We start from the raw sequence: 26,716 nt of genomic DNA, 5'->3' as shown, positions 1-26,716 counted from the left end.
TGGCTGTTCAGATTGTCGAGAAACCTATAAGGCTTGAACTATTGCTAATATACTACGGTGGGGTATGCCCCTCCAGCCGCTGTTGAAACCCGTGAAAGGGATCAGATTTAGTGGTATTTTCACGGGTTTCAAAGGCGGACGTAAACTCTTCCGAGGAATACCCCACCTCCATATTTAGCAAAGTTCTCGCAAAACTAGTTTTCTCGACAGACTCAACAGCCTTGGCTGTTCTTTTTATGCTCACTTTCCTTGCCGATTAATTCAATGAGTCTACTGCTTTTAAAGTGACACTCTCCTCAATCCCCAAAGCCTTTTTTCTCGCCGCAAAGTTTTCCTCTGTCATTGGACCGTAAACCTCTTTCGTCTGCGGATCAACGATCCAAAAAGCCACGATGGTCTCATCCGGTATTTGATAAGAGCCGTCGGTTCTCTTGGGGTCATTCCTTAGTCCTACTTGCTTTGCCAAAATATACCGGTCATCCCAACCGACCTGGACAACCTTAGCGGGAACGATCTCCCCTCCCCAGGCTCCTTCACCTTCCTGTTTACGTATCGCTACTTCATGGGCGGATGTCCTGACAACCGAATAACCGCCAGGTAATGAAATATCGTAATCTCCTAATCCGGCACAGCCGCTTGCCGCAAACAACGCTATGTACAATAAGCCCAAGCTTACCATTTTCATAGTGGGCGAAGGGATACGCTTATTTCCCAACATCGGCTTAAACACCTCCTCACTCCTTCGTACAAAATCATTCCTTACTGCACGGCTTTGTCCCGCAAGCCATCAGAAAAATCATCATTGCAGATGCGTCGGAACGCTCTTGAAACGCTTTATACCAGCTCTTCATTTGCTTAAATTCCTCTTGGGTGATGACGCCACGTTGAAGAAAGCATTCAAACCGTTTGGGGTCTAGCTGCCGGCTGAACCCGTCTTTTCCGGCAATCTCGGTATGCTGTACAACCGCCTCCAGATCTACATGGATAAATCCCGCTTCCTTTAAAAGTCGCGGCAGTGCCCTCCCCATATGCCGATTCCCGCCGTTCTTTTTTTGCGATGCAGCCAATTTACTCATAATGACGGGCAGACTCTCCATCTCGGGAGATAGCGTACCAAATACTCCATCGTCAATATCGATAATGACCAGCTTCCCGCCGGGCTTCAGAACCCTGTAAAGTTCCACAGCAGCTTTCAGCGGTTCATACAAATGGAGAAACAACAGCCTGACAATAATAAAATCAAATGTCTGATCCTTCACACCCGTTTCCATAATAGAGGCTTGTACAAATTGCAGCTGATGAGCAGGGATATCCTTCGTCCGGTTTCTGGCCTGATCCAGCAAAAAACCGTCAACATCCAGAGCTGTCACCTTACTCCCGGGCCAATGATCGAGCAACTGCTCCGTGTAGAATCCGGGTCCGCAGCCCGCTTCGAGAATATGCATTCCGTCCTTTAATCCAAACCAGCGCAGCAATCGGAATTCCTTCTCCCAGCTCATATGAACTTGGGAGTGCAGCCTGGCCAATTCGGCTTCAGTGCCTGCACCGGTATTTTTAAAATGATAGGTTGATTCGTGACGGTTCATCGTTCACTCTCCTTTACGATATAACATTAAATGGAAAGTGTTACAAGATAAAGAGAATGTCATGGCAGCTTTATTTCCTGTTTTTGAAATGAGAGAATAAAAAAAGACCGAACGACAGCGGTCAGCCCTTGCATCCTAATCATTGTTATTACTTTCTACAACCAAATCCTCTCGACGGTCTGCTTCTCCATGGATCGTGGGTTGGAGCCGAACCTGCCAAGTCCCAGAACTCATCCAAAGCTGCCTCGGGGTACACGTTAGACAACTTGGACATGTCCTCCCTGCTGAAAAACTGAACATCCATAATAACCTGGTTCTCCATATCCCATTCAGGATCGTATCCCTTGCTCAGCTGCCCTCCAGTCACTTCCGCCAAAAAATAATGGCAATAGTCGACCTCACCGTCCGGTTCTTTCTCTTCAACAACCCAAAGAAGTCGTTCCACCCTTATGTCAAGTCCTGTTTCTTCCTTGACTTCACGAATCGCTGCATCTCTGCTATATTCCCCCGGCTCAATGCCCCCGCCTGGTATCACCCAAATCATATGCTCAGGCCCCTGTTTCTTATAATCGCTTTGAACTAATAATAGACGATCCTCTTCATCCAGCACGAATACTCTAACTCCAGCCACTTAACATCCCCTCCATTCTAACCATTACTGCCTTCTTGTAAGTTATGACTCCCTAGCTTCCTCATATAGGATACAAACTCAAAGTCCTTATCGATATGACCAATATTCAAATTCTCTTCGCTCCCTTCATCAACTTACTTACATCATTGCTACATATTACCATACACTAAAAGAGTTGGCATTTGATCTGACAAAATAGTATGATTATATATTAATAGAACTATTTTTAATGGAGGAACAACCTTATATGAAAAAAGGCTTAACCCTGCTAACCACCGCCGCTGTTGCCCTTTCTATGCTCTCCTCGACGGCATTGGCGAATACAACGAAAACTACCGCTGATTATAAAGATCTTGTTAATGTAGATACCGCCCTGAAAACCAAGCTGGATACCTTGCTCGCGCAGGGAATCTTTGAAGGCGTATCGGAGGATAGCTTCGGCATCTCCCAGAATATGACCAGAGCCCAATTCGCTAAGGTCGCAGCTTTAGTGTTCGGTTTAAAAGTTGATGCTGCCGTTCAAGCCTCCAGCTTCACGGATGTCCGTTCGGATGACACCGCCAACGGGTGGGCCATTCCTTATATCGAAGCGGCCAAAAAAGCGGGACTTATTGACGGAATGACCGACACTACCTTTGCTCCAGGAGAAAATGTAACGGTTGGGCAGCTCGATACTGTATTCCTCAAGGGACTGGGCAAAACGGTGAATACCACGGGTACGCCATGGTATGCTGACGCGGTTAAGCAAGCCAAGGAAGCCAATATCCACCCTGGTGATAAAGCCGGGGATGCTGTTGCCACCCGGGAAGACCTGGTGGTAGGAGCGTATGGTTCCCTCCCTTCTTCCCCTTCAGCAGAAAATAAACAAGTGTCTGTGACTTCCGTCCAGGCATCCGGCGATCAAGCGGTCCAGGTCAAGCTGGACAAAGCCGTGGACGCGACAAAGGCTACTTTGACACTCAGCAAGGACGGATCCGTTGTGGCAACTAGTACTGCTTGGGCATTCAGCAATGATTCGGCCACACTAACATTAACTGGCGATACGAAGCTGAGCAATGGCAGCTACTCGGTCACTCTTGGGGGTCTCGACACAGCTTCCATTAAGACGGCTACGGGTTCCTTTACGGTAGGGACTATTACGTCTACAGGAAAGTACAAATATTCAACGGCATCTTCCTATGAACTGAGCAGCGTCATCGATTCCAACTTAACCTCCGCCGCTACAGGCAGCAACGGCTCTGTACCCAAAGCAGAAGCGGAAGATCCGACTCTCAGCAAATTGGCCAAAGAAGTTGAAATAACCGTTACGAACGAGTCAGGAGAAGAAGTAACGACCCCTGGACTTGTTCAAACTATTACCTCTTCGAATCCGAGTGTAGTGAAGGCAGCAGTATCTGCCGATCATAAAGGCTACATTCTTGGAGACAAAGCAGGTACAGCAACCATACATGTTACTTATGCAACTATCAGCGGAGAGAGGAACCAAGTCTCTATTCCGGTTACTGTAACCAATACCGCAATCTCTGCTCAAACCGTGGAAGCTAGAACCACTTCGATTACGGCTTATGCCACAGTGACTAACGGAGTTTATTCCAGCCAATTCAACGGATATGAGAAGATGGATTTGAAAGTGACCGATAATTTCGGCACCGAATATGAACAAGACGAAATTGCCTACTACAACTTCGCTTTGAACACCTATTTCACAGCTGAAGATATTACTGGGGATCCGCAGAACGGACCTGTCGGTACCGTCACTTTCGACAAAGCCGGTAATGTACAAATTACAGGCAACGTAACCAGGTTTACTCTGGTATCCGTTCTGTTTAACGATAAGCGCGCCTATGCAGACGTAACCGTTGTGAAGCAAAATTAACGAGCAGCATGAAGACAAAGCCCGGGGCCATAAGCCGCGGGCTTTTGTTTATAAGTACCATTATTGCGCTTCCTTATGCACCTTGTTTAATCTCTATAGGGTGATCAGCGGTTTCGTACCCTTCCCGATTATGGATGAGGTCGGAGGAACAATCGATATAGAGCGGATAAACCGGCATACTGGCTTGATGCTTGGTATCGGGTACAACCTTCGTTTCATGGCTCTTGAACGTATTAAGAATCTCCCTATTTTTGATCACGACATCGAAACATAGCATCAGCATAATGCCGATTAGAACTGCGGCCACGGCATATACTCCATAGATCTCCTGCATCTATTAGCCCTCCTATGAATCTATTTCTCCCATCGTATCAGCAATCTAGTAAAAATACGCTCGAATCCCGTTGTCACTATATGACTTTTATTGTAGAGTCCTAACCTCAGCTTGGCCCATTTGAAACAACGATACTAATGTCAACCCGTCTTGTTCCAGATTCGTTCTGCCGCTCTGCCCTCGTTCGATAACGCAGAGAACTGCATCTAATTTTGCCCCATACCCTGCAAGCGCTTTGGCACTAAGCCGAATTTGTCCGCCTGTCGTCACAACATCCTCAATGATGCATACTCGTTTCCCCCTGATGTCTACTCCTTCCGCCAGCTTGCAAGTCCCATAGGTTTTAGCTTCTTTCCGGACGAACACCACAGGCAGGCCTGTTGCCAGCGACAAAGCCGTTGCAATAGGGATTCCCCCCAGCTCAATGCCGGCAATGATTTCGGTGTCCTGCGGCAGTAATGCCGTGAGCTCCTTGGCGATGGCAGACAATAACTTGGGATTCGATTCAAATTGAAACTTATCAAAATATTGATTCGACACTTGTCCTGACCGAAGCTTGAAGCTGCCTGTTAGATGAGCTGCAGCATAGATAGCTTTCTCCAGTTTCTGTTTGTTCATAGAACCTCCAATAATCACGTTTAGTAGTAACCCTCTCGTATCATACCCATCCGTGAGGAGAAAGCCTATGTCGGAATGGACAAAATAAAAAACCGACTTTCGTCGGTTTGGCTAATCGTTCGATTCGCGCTTTAGAATGTCATCCATTTTCAACCCCATATGAAGAAGCAATTGCTGACCGGAGTCATGTACGCTGCATCCAGTGAGTTGTTCAATTTTTTGGAGACGGTATTTTATCGTGTTTACATGAACATACAGCTTTTTAGCTGTCACCGATATGGAGCCGTTGCATTCAAAATATTGCTTCAAGGTTGCCGTCAGCTCCGATTCATGAACCGAATCATAGGCATCGAGCCTCCCGACCGTTTCCGAATGAAGGCTCTTCAGCTCTTCTTGATTGCTCACGGAATGCAGCAAACGATAGATCCCCAGATCTTCAAAATGGACTGCCTTTCTATTGGAAAGGGTTGTTCCGAGACTTATTGCTTTCACTGCCTCCTCATATCCCTTATGGATTCCGTCTAGCCCGCCATAAAAGCGGCCGATGCCTGCATGAATCCTGTCCGTTTCCTCCACTACGGGAGCCAGTTGTTCTCTTATAGCTTCCATTTGACGAATCAAGCTATCCTTTAAAGGGTCCTTCGGATAAGGAAGCGTAAGCCCATCCTCCTCCATCTCCCTGGGAAGCAGGATCACGATGAACTCCTTCACTTCAGTCACAATAACGGTTGGCCCGGTCAGCCGGAAAAAGGAATTCAGCTTGTACATGAGCCTTCTCCGGCTCTCGGAGCGCTCCAGCGCATACTTATTCGGTGTGTGCTGAGATGATTCTGTGCGAATACAGACGACTTGAAAACTTCGTGACAAATCCCAGCCGAATCTGCTCCCTTTATCCAACGCTTCTGCCTTATCCAGCCGCCTGCTTAACAATAAATCGGTTAGAAAATGGTTTTTTAACGATTGTTCCAGGTCACTCTTCGTTATTAGCTTATGAAATTCCAAGGCTATTAGCGTCATTGCCCGATCCAGTATTTGATAATCCTGCTCTATAAACTCTCTTGTCGTCTGCCAGCACGTAATATCCCCCCATACTTCCTCATTCCATAGCAATGGAGCGACGATGCAGGGGGTAGGCTTATTGTTCAATAGCCGCTGCATGCGGATAGGACGCTTGGCAGCCATTAATTCATGGCGTTCGCGGCGTGTAAGCGAGGCGATATCCATCCCCTTGTTACATACTATGGAATCTAGCTCTGAACCTACCGTTACCGGATTTCCTGTCATTTGTTCCATCGCATTCGTCAAATCCGAGATCCCCTTACCACCCAGTGCAAGCTCCTTCAGCCATTGAAAAAAATCTTCCATTCTTGATTGTGCAAGGTCTGGTTTGTGTAAAAGGTGCGGCATCAATGGGGTCATAATATCCAAATAAGCAATATCATTCGGAATCTCGATGATGGGAAAGCTCCAGCGATTCCCGGACTGAATAATCCATTCGGGAATCTGGTCCACATATGCTTGAGTTTTTACAGCCAACGCCGAATTTCCCGCTTCTACCAGCTGCGGAACTAAACTGCGTATGGCTTTTTCATCTTCCTTAATTGGATATAAGCTGGTCAGCAGCAGCACATTCCCGTTCAGCCAGCGAATGACGTCGGGCACCTCCATAATGGTAACCGAATCAATAATCCGGTCCAGGCCGGCTTCCCCTGCAACAACTTTGCACCGGGCCAGACCTCCCCATTGCATTGCTTCTCTCACCGTAATTCCCACGCACCCGTTCTCCTCTGCTTCTTGTTGATTATCTATGTACATAAGAAAAAGCAGCTTGTGCTGCTTTTCCTAAATACATCAAAGCCATACTACCTAACCATATCAAAGCTTCGTATCATCGACGGCATTAAGCCATGCCCGAATATCGCCAATAATAGGAGCAATGCAGCTCTCTTCGAACGGGGAACGAAGTCCGGCAAGCTTCACTAATTCGGTGAACGATCCGCTGCCGCCGGCACGGCATAGCTTCAAGTAACTAGCCCAGGCCGCTTCACGGTCATCGTTGGCAAGCTTCCAATATTGCAAGGAGCAAATCTGTGCCAGCGTATAATCAATATAGTAGAACGGACTTTTGAAAATATGCTGCTGCTGGTGCCAGAAGCCTCCACGCTCCAAAAACGGCATATCATCGTACACGCGGCTTGGCACATATTTACGCTCTACGTCCCTCCAAGCTTTTTTCCGCTCCGCCGGTGTCATATCCGGATTTTCATATATGATGTGCTGGAATTCATCGACAGCAACTCCGTAAGGAATGAACGTTATCGCACTTCCCAGGTGGGAGAACTTGTATTTATCGGTATCTTCCTTAAAGAAAGATTCCATCCAGGGCCACGCAAGGAATTCCATGCTCATCGAATGGATCTCACATGCATCCAGTGTCGGGTGCAGATATTCCGGCACAGCCAGATCGCGGCTCATATACGATTGGAATGCATGCCCCGCTTCATGCGTCAGCACGTCGACATCGTGCGAGGTCCCGTTAAAGTTGGAAAAAATAAACGGAGCTTTATGCGATCCGATATATGTGCAATAACCGCCTACCCGCTTGCCCGGCTTGCTCTCCAAATCCATGAGACCGTTGTCCAGCATGAAACGGAAAAATTCATCCGTCTCCGGGGACATCTCGGAGTACATCACCCTAGCCTGCTCCACGATCCAATTCGGATCTCCCTTAGGCTTAGGATTTCCGGTCAGGAACGACAAACCGTCGTAATAACGCAGCTTATCCAGACCGAGCCGGATACGTTTACGTTCGCTCAACTCCGATGCCGCAGGCACGATATGCTCCAGCACCTGCTCGCGGAACTTGGTGACCTGCTCCGGTCCATAATCGGTCCGATTCATGCGGGCATAGCCAAGCTCGATAAAATTGCGGTAGCCGAGTTTTCGTGCAATTTGCGTACGGAGACGCACCAGATGATCATAGATTTCGTCCACTGCTGCTTCATTGGCTTCAAAGAAAGAGTACCTTGCATCGGTCGCTCTTTTGCGAATATCCCTATCGGTCGATTGCATGAAAGGCGACAGCTGGGAAAGCGTCCGCTCCTGTCCGTCAAATTCAATCTTGGCAGATGCCACCAGCTTCACGTATTCGCTTGATTTTTTATTTTCTTCCTTCAAATCCTCTACGATGGTCGGATGGAATGTCTTCTGTGACAGCTCGGCTGTCGCGAACAGCTGCCGCCCCCACTTGGCTTCGAGCTGCGGACGGAATTTGGATTCAGCCAACGCTTTGTAATAATCTGTAATTAAGCCTTGATATACAGGGGACTGTTCGTCTATGTAATCCTGCTCCCCTTTATAGAACGGATCTGTCGTATTGATCGAATGCCGGATGCGGGCGATCGTAAGCATGGATGAAACATCTCTTCTCGCAGCATTGATGGCGCTCATAGCCGCGTCTTGCTCTTCAAAAGTCCCGGCAGCTGAGAACTTCTCTAGTAATACGGCAAAATCACGGGCAAACTGCTCCATATTCGGACGCTCATACAGGTAATCTTGAAATTTCATCCATGTCCCTTCTTTCTTATCACTTGGTTGGGTAATATCTTGCCTTCAGGCACCGTTTGAAGCCTATGATTGCTTTGACTAGCATATACCATTATTTTACTATAAACCTTCCCTAATTTCACACCTAAACTGACTATGAGTTAAGGATCACTGTATGGTCAACGACAATGCAGCATTCTTGTTAAATCCAAATCGACAAATGATGAAATACAGTGCCCTGGTTGTCGAAATCATTGTTTAAATATTTGTGTGACCGTAAATTGTCTATTAGCTGTACTAAAAATCAGTCGAAACGTCACTTTATTTAACCACAGGTTATTTAAGAGTTACTTTGCTCTCCTATAGCCCGATGTCTTATCCACATATGGTAAGAACGATCTGAGCTCCCCCCCTTCCTTCGCCGGCTCATCACCAGCATGCTAATTGTCAAAATAACGAGTCTCGTCCCTTAAAATTTTTCTACATTCCACCTCAATATCCCGCCTTTTGGAAGGCTAGTTCCCTCATTTCGGGCAACCATCGTTAAGCACTTATTGTAAAAACCCAAAATTTCAGTAATATTACCAAAACTCTTGTCATAAAGTATTTTAGAAGAAAGTCAACATACGACAAAACTTCCTGTTTTACATCGTATGAATAATGGAACGGTTATTGTAAAATATTCCAAGTAAACCCCATTAACACAAACTGAAGGGATGATTTGCTATTATTATTTTTGAAAAAATTAATTTTATTGAGTCTCAATGCATCAATCCGCAAGATGCGATTATCATTCGTTTGCTTATGGAAGGGATAGGCACCCACGAGATCGTGTACTTAAAAAAGGATTCTTTGGATGCGGCTAACCGACTTCTGGTCGTTAAGGATTCATATGGATTGAAGAGACAAGTCCCTGTTACCAAAAGATGTGTTGAGCTGTATCAAAATGCGCTGCAGCAGACCAAATATATCCTTTATAACGGTTATAACCCGAGTAAGCAATTATCTGTTAATTTGCGGGAAAGCGACTTTCTTATCAAAGTCAGCCTTCAGGATTATATCGCTAACCAAAGCATGATTACGGATATGGATTCCGTCGTGCTCCGCACGATTTATATGAGGCTGCGCAGACTGGCAGAGTTTTTCTCCACACCGGAGCTTACCCATTTAACGGCTTTAAAGCTGGAGTACATGGAAAAAGCATATGCGTAAGTAAGCAGGAGGCTGCCCAAGCCTCCTGTTTCACTTTATGGCCAAGTAACCCTTTTGACATGGGTACATCTTTAAATCGCTTTACTATTAGGCCGGATGCTCCAGCATCACTTTGGCCATGTCTCCATCAATGGGTGTCATTTCTCATTTCGGTAGCATTCAATTCCCGCCGGTTTTATATTAAAATAGAATCGGTTCCTGCTTTTGACAAGAGAGGGTGAATGCCTGGATGGAGAACAGAAAAGACCTGATCTACAACTATGTAGCTGACTTGCAAATCCATTTATTAAACGGAGGGTTTACCCGCTGCCGGCCTGATTGGGGCTATCAGAATCTAAAGCCCGAGTACAATAAAATGTACTTCATATGCGACGGAGAAGGCTGGATCCGCATTCACGATCAGGATGTTTATCCTGCGCCGGGTCAATTCGTATTCATACCGGCCGGAACACTGCATTCCTTCTCAACCGTCAGCTCCAACACCTATACCAAGTACTGGTGTCATTTTACATCCAATGTTATGTTCTCCCCGCTGTTTCAATATTATGGGCTTCCTTACGTTATGAATACAGAGGAATGTACAGGTATTGTACAGGCTTTTCATAGAATGGAGCAGACGCTGTCCTGGCAGGCTTCCTCTATGTCGCTGCGAGTCAAATCCGCTATTTACGATATCATTAGCTGCTTTATCGATCATTGCGTCAGTACCGGTATCAAGTCCGTAGCTCCCGCTTCCGTTCTGAAGCTGCAAAAAGTAACAGAGTATATCGACCAGCATATGGATAAGGACATTAAGATTGAGCAGCTGGCGGACATAATGCATTTTAATACGAATTATTTGTACCAATTTATGAAGACGCATTTGGGCATTACCCCCATGCAGTATATTTACAAACGAAGACTCGATAAGGCCAAGGATTTATTGATCAACACCGACGATTCACTGGCGAATATTGCTGCTGTAACCGGCTTCAGTGATGTGTACCACTTCTCCAAATCCTTCAAGAAGCATACGGGAATCTCTCCCAGAGCCTACCGTAATGGAGCCGGCAGAAGATAAAAGCGAATATAAAGAAAGCCGGGTCATTCTGCCCGGCTCAACTCAGGACGGCCACATTTCCTTACGGTAAGCCATATCCCAGAATAAATATTCAAATCGTGTAGTCGTCGCAAAGATCTCCTCCAGCCGATTCAGCTCTCTCTGAGGCTTGCCTTCAGCCAGCTGGTCGAGCAGGTCGATACACCACATAGCCAGAGTGCCGAATTCCTCCGAGCTGTACATTCGAATCCATTCTCCATACCATTCGTGTTCGGTGGAACCTGGGATTCGGGCAAGCTCCTTGCCGATCTCCCAGTAGCTCCACATACAAGGCAGGAGAGCGGAGACCAGCTCTGCCAAGGATCCGTTCTGAGCGGCATGCAGCATATAGTGAGTATAAGCCAGTGTGATAGGTGACGGCTGCGCTTGCTCCAGTTCCTCCTCGGAAATTCCGAATTTGGCGGCATAAGCCCGGTGCAGCGCCATCTCCTCATTCATGGTAGAATGCAATAGTGCGGCGAACGTGCCCATCGTCGTCAAATCCGTCGCTTTTACAGCACCTAGCGCAAACAGCTTCGCATAATCGATCAAATAAATGTAATCCTGAATCATATAAAACCGGAATTTTTCCAGCTCCAGCGTTCCCTTGCCCATCTTTTGAACAAACGGGTGGTCATGATTGCTGCGCCAGACCGGCTGCAGTTTTTCTAACAAATACTCGGAAAACTTCATCTCTATTCCTCCTCCAACGGGTTCCAGCGTCACTTTATTTCGCCGTGTGTCCCCATTCGTATATGAACTTCAGCATAACCTTCGTAAATTGAACCAGCTGCTCTATAGATACTTGTTCATTGACCGCATGAGCGTTTTTTAAATCTCCCGGGCCATAAATTGCGGCCGGAATCCCTGCATCCCCAAACCATCCCCCATCCGTTACCGAAGGAGAGACATCCACCACAGCCGACTGGCCTAATATGGTTTCATGGGCTGAACCAAGCAGCTGGACTGCAGGATGATTCGGATCCACTTCCAAAGAAGGGAAGATTTCTCCCCGATCCTCTATCATGGAAGAGCCTCCCCATTCGTATTGCGGCGGATTCTCCCTAAGCCACGGATCCGCTTGCGCTACCCGGTTCAGATGCTCTTCAATGTCCCGGCATACACTCTCATAGGTTTCATTCGGATAAAAATGAACGGTGATCCACAGTCTGCATTCGTCGGCAATAAACGCCGCATGCCTGCCTCCTTCGATAACGGCCGGATTGATCGTATTAGTCCCTGGCGCAAACCCCGGATAGCTCTTCATAACCGCCCAATGTCTCTCAAGCTCCTGAAGCCCTTGCAAGAGCTTCATCATCTTCTCGATCGCGCTGGCCCCTAGGATTCCGCCTCCGGCATGAATCATATTTTTCCGGGTCGCATCATGAAACGTCTTCTTGCTTTTCACGGTGATCCAACCGGTAATAACTCCGCCTTGCCCTTGAATATGAAGATCGCTCGTATCGACAACAACTGCAAAATCGGCTTGATATCCGCGCTTGCAGCATTGGAGGGTACCTGCTTCTCCGACTTCTTCACCTATTACCGATTGGAACATCAAGTCTCCGGGCAGTTTAATGCCCGTTTCGTCCAGCAGCTGGATGGCAAAGAGCGCCCCCGCCAGCCCGCCTTTCATGTCCGAGGCCCCACGGCCAATGAGGACGCCGTCTTTGACAATCGGCTCGAACGGAGAGGTTTCCCATGACTCGTCCGCACTTACTTCTGCCACATCCACGTGGCCGTTAAGGATCAAGCTCTTGAATTGATCGGAGGCTTGTCCTTGTTTGATACCGACGACGTTCGGGTCTCCCGGATACACTTCCCATTGATCAACCGTAAACCCGTGAAGCTCCAGGAATTGTGCGATAAACTGCTGGGCCTCCTCTGTATTTCTGGCCGGAGGCGCCGGGGTCTTATATCGTATCAGCTGTGAGGCTAGCTGCACCAGCTCTTTCTGCCTCTCCTCGACCTGCCTGATTAAAGCTTCCAATACCTGACTCAATCCTTCTCCTCCTGTTCATACGGATACCCTCACTATTCCATTGTTCAGCAGAATACGATGGCAGCAAAAAAACCACTTCGCAGGACAAAGTGGTTTACGCGCGCAGCACAGCACTACCGTGGCGTCCACTTCCCTTCGCTAGCATTACCTAGATCAGGTATAAGGGTTAAGGCTCCCGCCTTTCTCAGCTGCATCAGCACCCCTAGTGAAATTCTTATTCGTTTTCTTATTCATAGTATCATAGACTGGATAAGGTTCTCAATTCTTCGAGACGTTCAGGAATGCCAAATGCAGTCCTCCGGTTTTTTATCCGGCAAAAATTGCTTAAATATCGTTGTCCTAAGCTGATGAGTGTCCGATCGCTCCAAATATTGGATGCGGCAGCACAGCTTGGGCTGAATCCATTGGGTTTGCTTGTCATGCTCGAGATAAAGGTCCTTGGACAGCTCCATAAAACGCTCTTTATCTTCATAAGTAAGTCCGAATTCCACCACTCCGACAGGCTTGTTCTTGACGGTACGGAACTGCAGCCCGATCACCAGCGCGAAGGGCTTCGTCCGGAAACCAAGGATAACAGCGTCAATGGTTTTAAAATGCTTGATTTTAACCCAATCCCGGCTCAACGTGCCCGGCTTATAGATAGAATCCGTTCGTTTGGCCACGATGCCTTCCATGTCCCGTTCCCGAGTCAGCTCGAACAAAGCCTTCCCTCTCTCCATTACATACAGGGTCGGCATAATGACGGAGTTAGGAACGAGGAGCTCATGCAGTCGTGCCTTTCGTTCCATTAGCGGCTCATTGCTATGCTCGCGCTCCGTGAACAGCAAGTCAAAAGCTACAAAAGTTACCGGATGTGTCGCAACCGCTTGCGCTATCCTCATGGAGCTGCTGAGTCGTCCACGGTAGCTGAAATCGTCAAACACGGGTCTCCCGTCTCGCATAACGATCCCTTCACAATCCAAAATCGCAGTATGAGCCTGAATAGCCGATACAGCCTGTTTGAGCTCGGGAAACTTCTTCGTCACCTTATTCCCATGACGTGTGTAAGCCTCAATCCGGCTTCCTTGCTTATGGATCACAATACGCCAGCCGTCCCATTTGGGCTCAAATAAGTATTGAGGATCGTCAAACGGCTCATGTTGAATACTGACGTTCATTGGCTGAAACGGTGTAAAAACCTGCAACAGGAATCACCTCATATCCTCATTTTTACCAAAAAGGGACGGATTGTAACCTGTTGACTATCGTTATGTCTGTTTATGAAAGTCCTATATCTACATACCATCACATGTCATCGCAAACCTGCCTAATTCAGCATAAAGAAAGCTTTGATGATAATTTTTTCTCCAATGCTTCGATTTCCTTATTAGCCTCCTCCTCAGTCTTTCTCAGCGCCGAGTTTATGTCCAGGCCGTTTAAATGCTCCACAAAGGCATTTTTTATTTTCCCGCGGACAAGATCATCGTACTTATGTGTTTTGTGCGGAGTCTTGGTGGTGCTTTTGAAAATACTCTGTACATTTTTGCTTTTCAGTACCGGATACTCTTCTCCAAAGTGTGCAAGCAATTTATCATCCTTTAAGGAAGGAAGCGCTCTTCCGAGCTTCACGAAGCTCGCCTGAATTTCCTCGGAAGCCGTTAAATATTGAATGACCTTGAATGCCTCATCCGGATATTGGCTCGTCTTGGACAAGGCGAACACCTGAGCATCCACCTCGGCTGTCTTGCCGGGAGTTTCCTTGAAGCTTGGGAACGCAACCACATCCCATTGGAAGCCTAGCTCCGCGTCCGATTTCGCAGCCACCTGAAGCCTCGTGCCAAAATACGGCATCATGGCGATGTTCTTATCCTTAAAAAATTGATCGACCGCTTTGTACATATTTTTGGGATCCTTCGGTTCGTTGCCGGGAATCGTATTGAACTCTTTGGCGATTTCAAACACTTTCCTCCATTCGTCAGTCGCTACCTTGGCTCTGCCTGTCTGCTCATCTATAAAAGGAACCGATAATCCTAGCCCGAACGTATCAATCGTATCCGCAGGCTGCATCCCATTGTAGGTAACGCCGTCCTGTACTCTGCTCAGCTTCGCAGCAAGCACCTTGACCTCATCCCACGTCATCTGGTCCGTCGGATATGGTACCGAAAACCGGTCGAATAAGTCTTTATTGTACAGCATTGCATAAAAGTTAACATAGAACGGAACGGCATACAGCTCTCCCTTGGTTCCATAGCTCGTTATCGCTTCTATAGCATCCTGCCGGTATCGGGACAGGTCCAGTTGATGCTTCTTGGCCAGCTTCCTTAAATCCACGGGCACATCCAGCTCCTGAAAGGTTATAAGCTGTCGCAGGCCTGTCATGACGATATCCGGCATGGCGCCTGCGGTCACCAGCTCCTTCGGGCTTGTGCCTTTGCCGTTCGGGACATATTCCAGGGTGATGTAAGGGAACTTCGCTTTCAGCGGGGCAGCCACGTACTTTTCGAAATCATCCTGATTTAAAGCTCCGGCATAGGCATAGGCTTGCAAGGTAATCGGCTCATGAGGCTTGCTGCCGCTCGCTGCTTCTTCTTCCATGGGAGCTCCGCCGCCGCATCCGCTCAGGATGAACCATAGTAAAGAAAACGCTGCCAAAGTCCATTTTCTAAACATGCTTTTTCCTCCTAGTAGAAAAATAAAAATCCACCTTCATACGAGCCGCGGGTATGTGATTAGCCTCTCAAAGACGTGAATTCCCCGGTTCTCACCGATCTCTAATGGGAGCATGCCCCTTAGGCTTTACTCTTCATGTAGTATGAATTGAAGCGTTGCCGCGCTATCCCCGGGAATTACATATGTAAACCGTTCAGAACTGATTTGAATCTCTGTTGATTGTGTCAACGGCGTCCGATTGGAGACAATAACGACGATTGACCCGTCCGGATTGCTGAAGGATACCGTCTCCAGTTCATCCTCGTATGTATTCGATTCGATGCGCACTGCGCCTGGCACAACAAACTTGCTGATATGTCCCAAAGTATAATAATCCAGGTTGTAATCAATCTCACCTGTATCTTGAGTAATTCTCAATAAACCTCTGCATGTACTTCTCTTCAATACGGTCGGTCCATTGTTCTCATCCAACGCGATATTCCACCATACGATCGACTTGGAGCCGTTCCTGCAGCACCGGATCACGTGTTTCATCTGGTCCTGAAATGCCGCCTTCATGGGAGGAATCCACTCTCCTCCTGAAGCTTCGGTAAACCAAATCCCCTTATCCGGAAATTGCTGTTGAATCACCGACATCGCCTCATGCCTGCCTCCATAACAATGCCACGCGGAGCCAGCTACATATTTGCTAACTTCTGGATCTCCGAGTACCTTCTCGGCATAATCCAGGATATCCCAGTTATGGTCATAGCAAAGAATCAGCGCGAAAATATGATTTTGACGAAAAGCCGGCCCTAACCGCTTAATGAATGCTATCTGCTCCTCCGGCGACATGAGCATCCCGGGATATTGCGACGGCTCGTAACCGGGCTCGTTCTGCACAGTAACCGCATAGATCGTTATCCCTTCCCGTTCATACGCTTGAATAAAGCGGACAAAGTAATCGGCATAAACATCATAGCATTCCGGCTTCAATCTTCCTCCTATCATCTCGCCGGAGGATTTCATCCAGCCTGGCGGACTCCATGGCGATGCCATGATTTTAAGATGGCTCGAAATCCGCAAAGCCTCTTGCAGCAGCGGAAGGATATGCCTTCGGTCATGGTCAATCGAAAACTTTTCCAATGCAAAATCGGTCTCATTCGGCTGCAAGTCATTATAGCTGTAGATTTCATGATTAAAATCACAGGCACCCATAGGCTGACGGATGAAAGTCATTCCAATACCTTCGGTACGATCGAACAGCTTCTTCATCACCTGCTCCCGCGAAGACGCATCCAATCTGGCATGAAGGAGGTACGCCGAAGCATCTGTAGATGAAGCGCCAAAACCGTCCATCTCTTGATAGGTCCTGCCCGCATTCACATGAATGCGGTAAGCAGCGCCTGCGGGTGCGTCAGAACTTGGTATGGAATACACGCGGTCTAACTCCAATTTTCTGGATAAATCATATGTCGTTACCCATGCTTTTGCTTTAAACATATGCTACCTTCCTCGCTCTTTTACTTATTTATGTAATCGATTTCATAATATTGCGATAAAGCAATTCTTTTCCCCACATGCTTACAATTCATGTACCTTCTCAGCTTTTTAGTGACACCATGCCCTAACTTCCAAAAGCCTTAACACAAAACGAAATGTAATCGATTTCATATTTTCTCTTAAAAAATCCCTAACTTGAAATGTCTTCCCCCTCCTTTATCGTCATGAAAAACCTTTGTTTTTTTTGCTAAACCATTGCATCTCTCTTGTTTTCTGGTTGATGAGTTGAGTATATCGGGTTATGAAATCGATTGCAATATGTATTTTAGGAATTCGAATTTGTTAGAACCGATTCCATATCTTCCTCATCCTTCCTGTTTCTTGAGGTAATTCGCCAATAGGGTTGTGGAGTATTGCTTATCATCCGGATTATCCCTTACGAGCTTCCATAATTCGGCGGCGATTTTCATCCGATCCTGTTTCAGGCCTTGTGCCAGCGGGTCTTTATTGAACTCCTTAACGAAATAATTCCACTGATAGGTCCGCTCCTCTGGTCCTTGGATCAGCTTAGGGCCCTCATAAATAGCAATCAGATCCGACACCGTCATATCCATATCGCCCTGTCGTTCGGCTTCCCTCAGAGCTGCTGCCATCTCCTTGGTAAAGGAAAACTTGGGTACCTTGTAGTAATGAGCGAAAAATTCTCTGGCCTTCGCATTGAACTTAAATCCTTCGGGAATGAGCTTGGTATGAAGCGATAACGGCTGTTCTGCCTGACGCCTCTTTCGGATCGCTGAATTCATTTTCCTGCTGTCAACCGGAGTTTTTCCGCTCAAGACATTCTTGATTCGCTGCTCCAGCTCCGCCTTGGTTCCGGCAGAGGATATCCCGTGATTGCGGCATAGCTCCTCCAGCTCCTTTTTATACCAATAATGATGTTCGAATTGCTCGATGGTCATCTCTAATGAAAAGTCCGGTCGCATATTCTTCGTTCGTCTCCTTAGGCAGTAATAAAAAAACCGCCTTATAGGGTCATCAGTCCCTTATATGCGGTTTAGAACCAAATCATAGAGGAAGCATATTGCATTCATGGAATATGGCAATCCAGTAATTACCATTAATGCCTCAACTGTTTAGGGAGGAAAGGCTGATAACCCCTCCTCCAATTTACCATTTTTGTCCATGTGTGTCGAGAGCGCGTGCTCGCGGTTTTATTTGCTGCCTAACGAGTTCAGGTCGATAAACGGTGTTGCGCCTCCGGTCACACTCGGAAGACGGCCATCCCATTTCTCCAGTGCTTTCTCCTGCACTTCAATCTGCTTAAGCTGAACCAAATCCGGCGTGATCTCCTGCTTCTTCAGCTTCAACGATTCCGCCTCGGCTTGGGCCTGCGTAATTTTCTGCTTGGCTTCAATCTCAATACGCTTCAAATCGTTCTCCGCTTTCAATGCTTGCTGCTGCGCCACCTGCTTGGCTTCGATCGACTGGTTGAAGGCATCTGAGAATTTAAAGTTCACGATGTTAATATCGTTCACGATCAGATCGTATTTGGCCAGACGTTTCGTCAAATGATCGCTGATTTCTCCCGCAACGACATCCCGCTTGGCAATCAAATCCTCCGCAGGATATTTGGCCGTTACCTCCTTGACGATCTCTTGGATTGCCGGCGAGATAATAACCGAGTCAAAATTGCCTCCAATATTCTTCATCAAATTAAAGGCAGCCTCTTTGTTGACAGAGTAGTTAACGGCAACATGCGTAGAAACCGGCTGAAGGTCCTTGGACGAAGCGGACGTATCCGTCTCTGCTTTGGTAACCTGGGTGTTGACCTGAATAACGCTTTGAACGAAAGGAAGCTTCAAGTGTATTCCAGGGCCAAGTATCTCGTCATTTAACTTGCCGAACGTTTTGTACAGTCCCACATGCCCGTATTGTACGGATGCAAAGCTGTTCAATCCGATGATGACGATCAGCAGCGCTATAAAAACGGACGTCACGACGAAGCCAACGTTAGGCCTCTTGGGAATTTTGGTCACTTCTGCATTCATACCATCAACCTCCAGTGGTGAGTATGTCGTACAGTTCATTACGTACTTTCCCAGATTATGTTTCATAATCTGGGATTAAGAACAGAATATCCTTTTATTCCCCGGAGAGGAGCTCCCACTGCTGGTACAGAAGCTCCCTCTCTGCTTCCAGGATCATTTTCTCGCTATGCATAGCGAATAGCTTGCCGGAATCCGTTTCAAGCAGCATCGCCTCATCCAACAACGTAATCTTTCGCTCCAGCGATTCAATGTCGGTTTCCAGCTTAGCATGCTTTTTATCCCTTTCCTGCAGCTCCCTGGAACTATGTGTCCGCTCTTTGGATTCCCGAGCCTTCTTTGAATCATTCTCTTTTACCATCGGTTCGCTATGGGAAGGCCTCAGAGACTGGCTCAACTCCTCGCGTTTTGCCCTTGCATCATCATATCGGCCGACAAATTTCGTCAGTCTCCCATGCTCAAGCCAATAAGTAACATCGAACAGTTTATTCAAAAAGTACCTGTCATGCGAAACGCAAAGGACGGTGCCTGTAAATCTCTGTAAGGTGTCTTCGAGCGCCTCGCGGGAATCAATGTCCAAATGGTTCGTAGGCTCGTCGAGCAGCAGTACATTCACGTCTTGTGCCATGAGCTGCGCTAATCGGAGCCGCATGCGTTCACCGCCGCTCAAGCTTTTCAGCTTGCGGAACACGGCGGCGCCATAGAATAAAAACCCGGCAAGCCGCTGACGCGCCTCTCCTTCATCTACCATAACCACCTGCCGATACGCATCGAGCATCGTCATGTCTTCATCTCCGAACGCATCCTGCTGAGCCAGGTAGCCTATTCTGACTCCGCTGCCTAAGGTGACCTTCCCGTGATCCGGCTGAAGTTCGGACGCAATCATTTTCAGGATGGTGGACTTGCCGCTTCCGTTTTCACCGACAATGGCTGCATAATCCTGATGCCGGATCAGCATATCAAGCTGATCGAACAGAAGCTGCTTCTTGCCGTTTCTGTCAATGACTTTACCTACCTGCTCCAGCTTCAGCACGTCATTGCCGCTTCGGTCCCCCGATTCGAGCATCAATCCGATCTTCTTGCGTTCAAGAACCGGCTTGGTCAGCTTCTCCATGCGGTCTAGTGCTTTTTGCATGGCTGCAGCACGCTTGAACATGTTAGGATTATCCGCTTGCGCAGCCCAAATCCGCATTCGCTTGATCGCCTCCTCCATCTTCTTGATCTTCTTCTGCTGTTCCTGATAGGATGCAAATTCGAGCAGCAATCGGCGCTCCTTTTCCTCCACAAAATAAGAATAGTTGCCATGATACACATCAATGGCTCCGCCCTCTATATCAAAGATCTTATTCACAACCCGATCCAGAAAATATCGGTCATGGGACACAACCACGACACTCCCGGTGTATTGCTGCAAGTAACCCTCCAGCCATTCCACAGCATTCAAATCCAAATGATTCGTAGGCTCATCCAGAAGAAGCAAATCCGGATTGAGCAGCAGGATGTGAGCCAGACAGACCTTGGTTCGCTCTCCCCCGCTCAAATGTCCGAATGCATGGTGCAGGAGATGCGAAATCCCTAGTCCGTTAGCTACCCTGGAAAGATTCGCTTCAATCTCATATCCGCCGGCGGAGGCGAAGGCCTCCTGCAGCTTCCCATATTCAATCAAGGCTTTATCTGCTTCGAGAGGGTTCGCCATCCTTACCTCCAATTCCGACATTCGCTCCTGCATCTTATACAGATTGGCGAACGCTTCCTGAAGAACGCCCTTCACCGTAGTCCTCGGGTCGTAATCCGGTATTTGTTCAAGAAGAGCCGTACGGCTCCCCTTTTTATAATGAATTATCCCGCCATCAGGAGTCTCTATCCCTGCCATAAGCTTCATCAGTGTGGTTTTACCGCATCCGTTAGGGCCAACCATTCCAATCCGGTCACCCTCCTGGATTTCCAATGACAGCTGTTGAATCACAGGCGTACCGCCCCAGGATTTACTCAATTTATCCATTGCACATAGTAACATATTCCTCACGCTCACATTCGATTTAGTGTTGGACAGCACAAAAAAGCCACAGGCAAAAGGCAACCTTTTACCCATGGCTTCACGCGCCTGATCATACTAATCATACCGGCATGGAGCCGGCGGCCGATTAGATTGGATGGGTCAAAATGTTGCAGTTACCGTAAGAAGACAGACCTCTCCCGTTTACAGCAGAACGGAATACGATCGTAGTCAGATGCACCCAGAATAGGGACCATTTGCTACGCTCAGTAACTTGCAACATATTGACACCTCCTTCACCGATTCGAATGGAAATAATAACATAAATATTACCATATAACATTTAATTCCGCAATATTGTATCTCTTGCCTGATTCCCTATTTTTACTTCGTAAATGTTAGTTTCTGTGTATTTTCAAACAGAATGTGTTCCGATTTTTTGGTATTATGGTTTCAGGCAAGCAATGAGATCGAATCTGTATATGGGCACTTAGATTCGATGGAGCGAGTAGTGCAACCCGGCCACCTTTCTGCGGAAAGGTGGCATTTCTTTTTTTAGACAACTATAAACCAAGGACAGGAGGTACAGAAGATGAAGCAACCCTTGGATTGCGATCGTATTATTCTTCAACTAGGTATCCCGACGATTCGGTATGAGATGTGGAAAGCAAACAATACGATCCGACATACCTACACGGTTACGGTTACCGAAAAAAAGGTCCCGCTTCCAAAGCCGGTTGGATGATTTCTATACTGCAGCCCCATTTGTACTTCGATGACATATGTCCAAGCATCACCTGCTGGATTTACATATCTTAGATTTGGGATTACGCAATACCCCCTAAACTATGTTAGTGAGAGGAGAATCCAACAATGGGTGGATTAGTTGGCGGACTTGGATACGGAGGCGGCATCGGCGGCGGACTATTTACAAGCACAGCTGTTATCTTGGTATTGTTCATCCTTTTGGTTATTGTTAGCCGCGCTTGGATCTAACTGGAAATAAGATAGCATTAGAACCCCCTTCCGTTGGAAGGGGGGTTTATTGTTTAACCTGATTTCATCTTGTCCAACTTGGTGAGAGAAGAGAATTACTCCATCTCATTGGACACTTCTATCAAATTGCCGTCGGGATCGCGAAAATAGACCGACATTATGGCTCCGAGAGCGCCTGTCCGCTGAACAGGTCCTTCTTCCAGCTTCACATCGCATTGCTCCAAATGCCGAATCACCTCATCCAACGGCGTATCGGCTATAAAGCATAGATCTGCGGACCCAGGCAGCGGTGAAGCAGCCTTAGGCTCGAATTCCTGTCCATACTGATGCAGATTTATTTTTTGACGGCCGAACTGAAGCGCCTTCCTGCCATTACCAAAGGTGACTATCTCCATTCCCATAACCCGAGAATAGAACTCGCATGCCGTTTCGATATCGCGAACCGTGACTACCAGATGATCCAGCCGATTCACTCTCATCTATTTCCCTCCTCGCAAAAGGACCTTCAAGGGCCCTTCAGGCTACATAACCGGGTTATGATTCTGCGCTTTTTTCCTTCTTTCCAGTTCTAATCGAAGGGCAGCCTCCACAGATTCAGCCATGAGGTCAAATTTCTGGGCGACGGTATACTGAAAGGTCTTGCCGCAGTGAGGACATTTTTGCTTTTGAAGCTCCGTATTTCTTTTGCAGTTAGGGCATGGAGTCATTGCTGCAGTCCACCTTTTCTTCGTTATGCTGACTACTAATTCTAACTTCCTCTTCTATCTATGACAATCAAGCATGATATTTGCCGGCAGGAGCGTCAAGAACCCATTGCAGCATTTGCAGCTGGGCATGAACCTCTTTGATTTCATCCCGATTCTTATCCGTATCCAGCCTTTGAAGCATCTGTTCCAATTGAATTACCATACGTTTGATCTGGTCTTCCGACCGCATTGCACCCACCTCATTCATTGTAAGACTCTATTTTTTTCTCTATTGTAAACAAGCGGGGGTTAATAAGCAATGCAAGCTCCAAAGCTTTAATCTGCCTTTATAACAGCAGTCATGCGGATACATGGATTCGCTTTTTCTATTATCTGGTACTTTTTTCATGTTTGACTCAAGATTCCAAGTATGGTATCTTCGACTAATAAGGCATTCCCTCTTAGAAAGAGAGCGGAATGCTTTGCTACTTCCAGAGGAATTTTACATTAAATGTATAAATGACCTCTGCTTCATTATTAGATGATAAAGGGTGAAAAGCGATGATTCAAGTAAAAGAATTTATTGATTCCGACAGCAGCTACGCCGAGAGAAAAGCAAACGAATTTTTGGCAACGCTTAAAGAAGAACAGTTCATTAGCATAAGCTATGGAACGATGATCAAGAGCAAACCGGACAAAAGCGCAGTTCAAAGAAGCACCATCCTCGTTGTTTACAGAACAAACAGCTCAGGAGATTAGTTCAAATGGTTTCTGACCCGCATAACCGTGATAGAGAACAGGATTCCGACCGGTATTTCAGACTTTTTATTCTATGGCTATCCCTGCTATCTACACTCGCTTTGGCAATCATTATTCTTTTATACTTGCTCTTATAAGAAGGAGGCGGCGTGAGGCCGCCTTTTTTTTGTTTTGCGAAATCATCCATATTTTTAAAGAAGCGAGTTTTGCTAACGTGGTATGTTTAAGGTCGCTCATCTTTAAAAGTCTTTGATAGAGGTTTTCTTTTTATTATCCATTGGTTAATACATAATCCTTATCGTTAGAGTGCATAGCTATATTGGGAATTATTAGCTAAGCTGCATAGCTGAAGGAGGATATGATGCACGGACATTTGACTTGGTTTCTTTCGCGCTTCGGCTACGTCGGCATTTTTCTCGCATTAGCGTTCGGCGTGATCGGATTACCGATACCGGATGAATTATTATTAACCTACGTAGGCTATAACGTAGCACAGGGAACTATGAAGCTGTCATTGGCAATGATCAGCGCATTGTCGGGCTCCATCGCCGGAATATCAATAAGCTATTTGATCGGAGCCAAATTGGGCTACCCCGTCATTCAACGCTTTGCCGCGAAGCTCCACGTCAATCTAGAGCATATTGAGAAATCGCGGAGCATGTTCGTGAAGTACGGCAGCATTTTACTTATCATCGGTTACTTTATTCCCGGAGTGCGTCATTTTATTGCAATCACCGCAGGCTTGTCTCATATGAACTATAAGAAGTTCGCATTTTTTTCCTATACAGGAGCCCTTATCTGGACTACCGTATTCATTATGACCGGTAACGGGCTGGGAGCGAAATGGTATCTCATTATTCGATACTTCCGTTTATACAAGGCCTTCCTCCCTCCTGCCATTAGTCTGTTGATAATTTTGACGCTGTTAGTGCTATATTTTCGGAAGCCGAAAAAAGATTAAACATAGCAAGCTTCCAGCTTTACCAGGGAATCAGATTCCTGATGCGGGAAAGCCTCGATCGTCGCCATTCCGCCTCCAACCATCTGGAGAGAAGCATCCATTTCCCTCCCTGCCCAATAACCCTACTTGCTCAAGCTCCTACATAATTCCTCTCTCACTTAAGTATACTATATGAAATGGCGCATCTTACCGCTTCATTATTCGTATGGAGGGAAATCGAAATGAGAGAACTATTCGAGAAGGCCGTAGCGCTGGGCTTGGGCCTGGCCGTTGCCAGTAAGGAACAGGCAGAGAAATTCGTAGAGGAAATGGTCAAAAAAGGTGAAGTCAATAAAGCGGAATCTCAAAAGTATGTGGATGATCTGATTCGTAAAGGGAAGGAAGCACAAAGCTCTCTGGAGGAAAAAATTCGCAGCACTGTACGCCAAGTGCTTCATGAAGCGAACTTAACAACCAAGGATGACTATGTGCGGCTCACCCAACGGATCGGGGAGCTTGAGCGCCGAGTCACGGAGCTTGAGGGGCAAACCGGCGGAACTGCTGAGCTCCCTCCGCCATCCCATCCATGAGCTTCGGCCGAAAGCTGCGGCACTTGCAGCGGTACCGGGATATTGCCAAGGCGTTCACCCGCAACGGCTTCGGCTTCCTTATCAAAGAGCTCGGTCTGCCGGAGCTTCTCACCGGCTCGCGCATCAGCTTGAAGGAGCGGCAGGATGCACGCTCCCGATCTATCGGAGAACGGATCCGGCTTTTCCTCGAGGAGCTGGGTCCTACCTTTGTCAAAATAGGCCAAATCGCAAGCACTCGCCCGGACTTGCTGCCGGCGGATATCATAGAGGAACTGGTCAAGCTGCAGGATCAAGTCCCTCCCATCCCTATGGAACAGGTGCTGCAAGTGCTAGAGAACGAGCTGGGCGAGCCCTTTGATTCTCTCTTTGCCGAATTTCATGAGACCCCAATGGCCGCCGCATCTATAGGTCAGGTTCATCTTGCCCGGCTCCATTCAGGAGAACAGGTCGCCGTTAAAGTACAACGGCCTAATATCAGGACGGTCGTAGAGACCGATCTGGAGATTTTGGAAAACTTGTCAAGACTCGCGGAGCATCGCATCTCTTGGGCCAAGAAATACCAAGTAAGCGACATGGTCTTTGAATTGTCTCAATCTCTGCGTGCCGAGCTTGATTATATGAATGAGGGAAGAAACGCCGAACGGATGGCGAAGCCTGTTCACCGTAATCCACAGATCAGGCTGCCGTCCATCTATTGGAATTATACGAGCACCAACGTACTAACGATGGACTATCTGGCAGGGGTCAAAATAACCGATGATAAAGCGCTGGACGAATTGGGCTACGATAGGAAAGTCATCGCCGAGCGAATCACCCGGCTGGTGTTCCAGCAAATCTTCGGTGAGGGCTTCTTTCATGCGGATCCGCATCCGGGCAATATCATGGTATTGCCGGATCAGGTGATCGGCCTTATCGACTTTGGCATGGTAGGCCGTTTGACGCCTATGATGAAATATCATTTCGGCTCCCTCGTCATCGCCTTGCGGCGCAACAGCACGGAGGGCGTAATCAAGGCGATTCAAGGAATCGGAGCCATACCGGATGAAGTGGATATGGATACCCTGCGAAACGATATCAACGAGCTTCGCGAAAAATATTACGATGTTCCTCTCAGCCAGCTTAAGCTGGGAGAAACGGTTACCGATTTGCTGGGCGTTGCATACGAGCACCGCATCCGAATCCCTGCCGATCTGACCTTGCTGGGTAAAACCCTGCTTACGCTGGAAGGGGTTGTAACCTCTCTGGATCCGTCATTCAGCATAGTCAGCGTTGCTGAACCGTTCGGACGCAAGCTGTTCGCTGAACGCTTCAGTCCGCGCAATCTCGCCGGGAATGCCTGGAGCCAGTTCAGCGAATATACCGAGTTGCTGCTGGAGATGCCGTCCAAGCTTCGCGAGCTGTTCGGCATGATGAAGAAGGGCAAGCTGCATCTGGATATCTCCATTTCGGAGCTCGATACGTTGATGAAAAAGATGGACCGGATCAGCAACCGCCTGTCGTTCAGCATCGTCCTGCTCTCGTTCAGCATTATTATGGTCGGACTCATTATCGGCTCGTCCCTGGGCCGCCAATCCACCCTGCTCTGGGACTTTCCGGTTATAGAGATCGGCTTTTGCGTAGCCACGCTCATGTTCGTCTTTCTTCTTTTCTCGATTTTTAAATCGGGACGGTTCTAGACTATGCCCACAAA

Annotated in this window: 27 protein-coding genes and 2 riboswitches; of the genes, 9 read left to right on the top strand and 18 right to left on the bottom strand. The window is 47.4% G+C overall.

Features of this window, described 5'->3' with window-relative positions:
- Window positions 1-256: 256 nt before the first annotated feature.
- From B1728_RS06925 to B1728_RS06915, 3 genes are all read right to left on the bottom strand, one after another.
- Window positions 257-718, bottom strand: coding sequence for a DUF3997 domain-containing protein (locus tag B1728_RS06925; protein ID WP_079909444.1), 462 nt, complete (start codon window positions 716-718; stop codon window positions 257-259).
- A gap of 34 nt (window positions 719-752) precedes the next feature.
- A complete protein-coding gene (locus B1728_RS06920; RefSeq protein WP_079909443.1) occupies window positions 753-1,586 on the bottom strand; it encodes a class I SAM-dependent methyltransferase in 834 nt (277 codons plus the stop codon).
- A gap of 148 nt (window positions 1,587-1,734) precedes the next feature.
- On the bottom strand, window positions 1,735-2,217 hold the full coding sequence (locus B1728_RS06915; protein ID WP_079909442.1) for an NUDIX domain-containing protein: 483 nt from the start codon (window positions 2,215-2,217) through the stop codon (window positions 1,735-1,737).
- A gap of 247 nt (window positions 2,218-2,464) precedes the next feature.
- Between B1728_RS06915 and B1728_RS06910 the strand changes: the two genes are divergently transcribed.
- The gene (locus B1728_RS06910) at window positions 2,465-4,093 is read left to right on the top strand and encodes an S-layer homology domain-containing protein (RefSeq protein WP_179135921.1); all 1,629 of its coding nucleotides are present in this window, start codon (window positions 2,465-2,467) and stop codon (window positions 4,091-4,093) included.
- 73 nt (window positions 4,094-4,166) lie between these two features.
- Here B1728_RS06910 and B1728_RS06905 read toward each other — a convergent pair whose 3' ends face one another.
- From B1728_RS06905 to B1728_RS06890, 4 genes are all read right to left on the bottom strand, one after another.
- Complete coding sequence (locus tag B1728_RS06905) at window positions 4,167-4,427, bottom strand: hypothetical protein (RefSeq protein ID WP_079909440.1); 261 nt, start codon at window positions 4,425-4,427, stop codon at window positions 4,167-4,169.
- 87 nt (window positions 4,428-4,514) lie between these two features.
- On the bottom strand, window positions 4,515-5,045 hold the full coding sequence (gene pyrE / locus B1728_RS06900; RefSeq protein ID WP_079909439.1) for an orotate phosphoribosyltransferase: 531 nt from the start codon (window positions 5,043-5,045) through the stop codon (window positions 4,515-4,517).
- A 111-nt stretch (window positions 5,046-5,156) separates the two neighbouring features.
- Complete coding sequence (locus B1728_RS06895) at window positions 5,157-6,818, bottom strand: PucR family transcriptional regulator (RefSeq protein WP_079909438.1); 1,662 nt, start codon at window positions 6,816-6,818, stop codon at window positions 5,157-5,159.
- A gap of 102 nt (window positions 6,819-6,920) precedes the next feature.
- Window positions 6,921-8,612 carry a M3 family oligoendopeptidase gene (locus B1728_RS06890; RefSeq protein WP_079909437.1) on the bottom strand — a complete coding sequence of 564 codons (1,692 nt, stop codon included), beginning with the start codon at window positions 8,610-8,612 and terminating at the stop codon, window positions 6,921-6,923.
- A 705-nt stretch (window positions 8,613-9,317) separates the two neighbouring features.
- Between B1728_RS06890 and B1728_RS37470 the strand changes: the two genes are divergently transcribed.
- Together B1728_RS37470 and B1728_RS06880 are read left to right on the top strand one after the other, a co-directional pair.
- Complete coding sequence (locus tag B1728_RS37470; protein WP_377768452.1) at window positions 9,318-9,803, top strand: phage lytic cycle repressor MrpR family protein; 486 nt, start codon at window positions 9,318-9,320, stop codon at window positions 9,801-9,803.
- A 229-nt stretch (window positions 9,804-10,032) separates the two neighbouring features.
- Entirely contained in the window at window positions 10,033-10,863 is an 831-nt protein-coding gene (locus B1728_RS06880; protein ID WP_079909435.1) for an AraC family transcriptional regulator, read from the top strand.
- 42 nt (window positions 10,864-10,905) lie between these two features.
- Here B1728_RS06880 and tenA read toward each other — a convergent pair whose 3' ends face one another.
- The 9 genes from tenA to B1728_RS36710 all read right to left on the bottom strand — a co-directional run bounded on the left by tenA (window position 10,906) and on the right by B1728_RS36710 (window position 21,338).
- Window positions 10,906-11,574, bottom strand: a complete 669-nt coding sequence (gene tenA, locus B1728_RS06875) for a thiaminase II (RefSeq protein ID WP_079909434.1) — start codon at window positions 11,572-11,574, stop codon at window positions 10,906-10,908.
- Between the two features lie 34 nt (window positions 11,575-11,608).
- The gene (locus tag B1728_RS06870; protein ID WP_079909433.1) at window positions 11,609-12,883 is read right to left on the bottom strand and encodes an acetylornithine deacetylase; all 1,275 of its coding nucleotides are present in this window, start codon (window positions 12,881-12,883) and stop codon (window positions 11,609-11,611) included.
- Between the two features lie 113 nt (window positions 12,884-12,996).
- Window positions 12,997-13,097, bottom strand: a riboswitch (TPP riboswitch).
- A gap of 61 nt (window positions 13,098-13,158) precedes the next feature.
- The gene (locus B1728_RS06865) at window positions 13,159-14,067 is read right to left on the bottom strand and encodes an ATP-dependent DNA ligase (protein ID WP_256865264.1); all 909 of its coding nucleotides are present in this window, start codon (window positions 14,065-14,067) and stop codon (window positions 13,159-13,161) included.
- 127 nt (window positions 14,068-14,194) lie between these two features.
- Window positions 14,195-15,532 carry an ABC transporter substrate-binding protein gene (locus B1728_RS06860; protein WP_079909432.1) on the bottom strand — a complete coding sequence of 446 codons (1,338 nt, stop codon included), beginning with the start codon at window positions 15,530-15,532 and terminating at the stop codon, window positions 14,195-14,197.
- Window positions 15,533-15,658: 126 nt separating this feature from the next.
- Window positions 15,659-17,014: a glycoside hydrolase family 30 protein gene (locus tag B1728_RS06855; RefSeq protein ID WP_079909431.1), complete on the bottom strand. Its 1,356-nt coding sequence runs from the start codon at window positions 17,012-17,014 to the stop codon at window positions 15,659-15,661.
- Window positions 17,015-17,379: 365 nt separating this feature from the next.
- Window positions 17,380-17,997 carry an SAP domain-containing protein gene (locus tag B1728_RS06850; RefSeq protein WP_079909430.1) on the bottom strand — a complete coding sequence of 206 codons (618 nt, stop codon included), beginning with the start codon at window positions 17,995-17,997 and terminating at the stop codon, window positions 17,380-17,382.
- A gap of 228 nt (window positions 17,998-18,225) precedes the next feature.
- The gene (locus B1728_RS06845) at window positions 18,226-19,062 is read right to left on the bottom strand and encodes a prohibitin family protein (protein WP_079909429.1); all 837 of its coding nucleotides are present in this window, start codon (window positions 19,060-19,062) and stop codon (window positions 18,226-18,228) included.
- 94 nt (window positions 19,063-19,156) lie between these two features.
- Window positions 19,157-21,061: a ribosomal protection-like ABC-F family protein gene (gene abc-f / locus B1728_RS06840; RefSeq protein ID WP_425571480.1), complete on the bottom strand. Its 1,905-nt coding sequence runs from the start codon at window positions 21,059-21,061 to the stop codon at window positions 19,157-19,159.
- A gap of 142 nt (window positions 21,062-21,203) precedes the next feature.
- Window positions 21,204-21,338: a hypothetical protein gene (locus B1728_RS36710; RefSeq protein ID WP_256865262.1), complete on the bottom strand. Its 135-nt coding sequence runs from the start codon at window positions 21,336-21,338 to the stop codon at window positions 21,204-21,206.
- Between the two features lie 165 nt (window positions 21,339-21,503).
- Window positions 21,504-21,587: riboswitch (cyclic di-GMP riboswitch) on the top strand.
- Window positions 21,588-21,647: 60 nt separating this feature from the next.
- On the opposite strand from B1728_RS36710, the gene B1728_RS36200 reads away from it, so the two are divergent.
- Window positions 21,648-21,800, top strand: a complete 153-nt coding sequence (locus B1728_RS36200; protein WP_179135920.1) for a hypothetical protein — start codon at window positions 21,648-21,650, stop codon at window positions 21,798-21,800.
- Between the two features lie 128 nt (window positions 21,801-21,928).
- Window positions 21,929-22,051, top strand: coding sequence for a YjcZ family sporulation protein (locus tag B1728_RS35700; protein ID WP_144027779.1), 123 nt, complete (start codon window positions 21,929-21,931; stop codon window positions 22,049-22,051).
- 95 nt (window positions 22,052-22,146) lie between these two features.
- On the opposite strand, the gene B1728_RS06835 is transcribed toward B1728_RS35700, so the two are convergent.
- Both B1728_RS06835 and B1728_RS36195 read right to left on the bottom strand, forming a co-directional pair.
- Window positions 22,147-22,530 carry a VOC family protein gene (locus B1728_RS06835; RefSeq protein WP_079909428.1) on the bottom strand — a complete coding sequence of 128 codons (384 nt, stop codon included), beginning with the start codon at window positions 22,528-22,530 and terminating at the stop codon, window positions 22,147-22,149.
- Window positions 22,531-22,825: 295 nt separating this feature from the next.
- Entirely contained in the window at window positions 22,826-22,987 is a 162-nt protein-coding gene (locus tag B1728_RS36195) for a hypothetical protein (protein WP_179135919.1), read from the bottom strand.
- Window positions 22,988-23,298: 311 nt separating this feature from the next.
- Between B1728_RS36195 and B1728_RS06825 the strand changes: the two genes are divergently transcribed.
- The 4 genes from B1728_RS06825 to B1728_RS06810 all read left to right on the top strand — a co-directional run bounded on the left by B1728_RS06825 (window position 23,299) and on the right by B1728_RS06810 (window position 26,702).
- A complete protein-coding gene (locus B1728_RS06825; protein WP_079909426.1) occupies window positions 23,299-23,496 on the top strand; it encodes a sporulation protein Cse60 in 198 nt (65 codons plus the stop codon).
- A gap of 358 nt (window positions 23,497-23,854) precedes the next feature.
- Window positions 23,855-24,457: a DedA family protein gene (locus B1728_RS06820; RefSeq protein WP_079909425.1), complete on the top strand. Its 603-nt coding sequence runs from the start codon at window positions 23,855-23,857 to the stop codon at window positions 24,455-24,457.
- Between the two features lie 221 nt (window positions 24,458-24,678).
- A complete protein-coding gene (locus B1728_RS06815) occupies window positions 24,679-25,026 on the top strand; it encodes a phasin family protein (protein WP_079909424.1) in 348 nt (115 codons plus the stop codon).
- Window positions 25,023-26,702: an ABC1 kinase family protein gene (locus B1728_RS06810; protein ID WP_079909423.1), complete on the top strand. Its 1,680-nt coding sequence runs from the start codon at window positions 25,023-25,025 to the stop codon at window positions 26,700-26,702. Before B1728_RS06815 ends, B1728_RS06810 begins: the two co-directional genes overlap by 4 nt.
- The last annotated feature ends 14 nt before the right edge of the window (window positions 26,703-26,716 follow it).

The sequence above is a fragment of the Paenibacillus sp. 32352 genome (assembly GCF_002042965.1).
Lineage (GTDB): Bacteria > Bacillota > Bacilli > Paenibacillales > NBRC-103111 > Paenibacillus_S > Paenibacillus_S vulneris.
Note: the sequence above shows the minus strand (reverse complement) of the source record. Positions and strands in the feature narration are given on the sequence as shown.

What these genes read in the sequence shown, in the direction of transcription:
- B1728_RS06825 (WP_079909426.1), top strand. Translation starts at nt 23,299, where the DNA reads ATGATTCAAGTAAAAGAATTTATTGATTCCGACAGCAGCTACGCCGAG.
- B1728_RS06860 (WP_079909432.1), bottom strand. Translation starts at nt 15,532, where the DNA reads ATGTTTAGAAAATGGACTTTGGCAGCGTTTTCTTTACTATGGTTCATC.
- B1728_RS06920 (WP_079909443.1), bottom strand. Translation starts at nt 1,586, where the DNA reads ATGAACCGTCACGAATCAACCTATCATTTTAAAAATACCGGTGCAGGC.
- B1728_RS36200 (WP_179135920.1), top strand. Translation starts at nt 21,648, where the DNA reads ATGAAGCAACCCTTGGATTGCGATCGTATTATTCTTCAACTAGGTATC.
- B1728_RS06845 (WP_079909429.1), bottom strand. Translation starts at nt 19,062, where the DNA reads ATGAATGCAGAAGTGACCAAAATTCCCAAGAGGCCTAACGTTGGCTTC.
- B1728_RS35700 (WP_144027779.1), top strand. Translation starts at nt 21,929, where the DNA reads ATGGGTGGATTAGTTGGCGGACTTGGATACGGAGGCGGCATCGGCGGC.
- B1728_RS06810 (WP_079909423.1), top strand. Translation starts at nt 25,023, where the DNA reads ATGAGCTTCGGCCGAAAGCTGCGGCACTTGCAGCGGTACCGGGATATT.
- B1728_RS06820 (WP_079909425.1), top strand. Translation starts at nt 23,855, where the DNA reads ATGATGCACGGACATTTGACTTGGTTTCTTTCGCGCTTCGGCTACGTC.
- B1728_RS06835 (WP_079909428.1), bottom strand. Translation starts at nt 22,530, where the DNA reads ATGAGAGTGAATCGGCTGGATCATCTGGTAGTCACGGTTCGCGATATC.
- B1728_RS06905 (WP_079909440.1), bottom strand. Translation starts at nt 4,427, where the DNA reads ATGCAGGAGATCTATGGAGTATATGCCGTGGCCGCAGTTCTAATCGGC.
- B1728_RS06850 (WP_079909430.1), bottom strand. Translation starts at nt 17,997, where the DNA reads ATGCGACCGGACTTTTCATTAGAGATGACCATCGAGCAATTCGAACAT.
- B1728_RS06855 (WP_079909431.1), bottom strand. Translation starts at nt 17,014, where the DNA reads ATGTTTAAAGCAAAAGCATGGGTAACGACATATGATTTATCCAGAAAA.
- pyrE (WP_079909439.1), bottom strand. Translation starts at nt 5,045, where the DNA reads ATGAACAAACAGAAACTGGAGAAAGCTATCTATGCTGCAGCTCATCTA.
- B1728_RS06925 (WP_079909444.1), bottom strand. Translation starts at nt 718, where the DNA reads ATGTTGGGAAATAAGCGTATCCCTTCGCCCACTATGAAAATGGTAAGC.
- B1728_RS06910 (WP_179135921.1), top strand. Translation starts at nt 2,465, where the DNA reads ATGAAAAAAGGCTTAACCCTGCTAACCACCGCCGCTGTTGCCCTTTCT.
- abc-f (WP_425571480.1), bottom strand. Translation starts at nt 21,061, where the DNA reads ATGGATAAATTGAGTAAATCCTGGGGCGGTACGCCTGTGATTCAACAG.
- B1728_RS06890 (WP_079909437.1), bottom strand. Translation starts at nt 8,612, where the DNA reads ATGAAATTTCAAGATTACCTGTATGAGCGTCCGAATATGGAGCAGTTT.
- tenA (WP_079909434.1), bottom strand. Translation starts at nt 11,574, where the DNA reads ATGAAGTTTTCCGAGTATTTGTTAGAAAAACTGCAGCCGGTCTGGCGC.
- B1728_RS36195 (WP_179135919.1), bottom strand. Translation starts at nt 22,987, where the DNA reads ATGCGGTCGGAAGACCAGATCAAACGTATGGTAATTCAATTGGAACAG.
- B1728_RS36710 (WP_256865262.1), bottom strand. Translation starts at nt 21,338, where the DNA reads ATGTTGCAAGTTACTGAGCGTAGCAAATGGTCCCTATTCTGGGTGCAT.
- B1728_RS06815 (WP_079909424.1), top strand. Translation starts at nt 24,679, where the DNA reads ATGAGAGAACTATTCGAGAAGGCCGTAGCGCTGGGCTTGGGCCTGGCC.
- B1728_RS06880 (WP_079909435.1), top strand. Translation starts at nt 10,033, where the DNA reads ATGGAGAACAGAAAAGACCTGATCTACAACTATGTAGCTGACTTGCAA.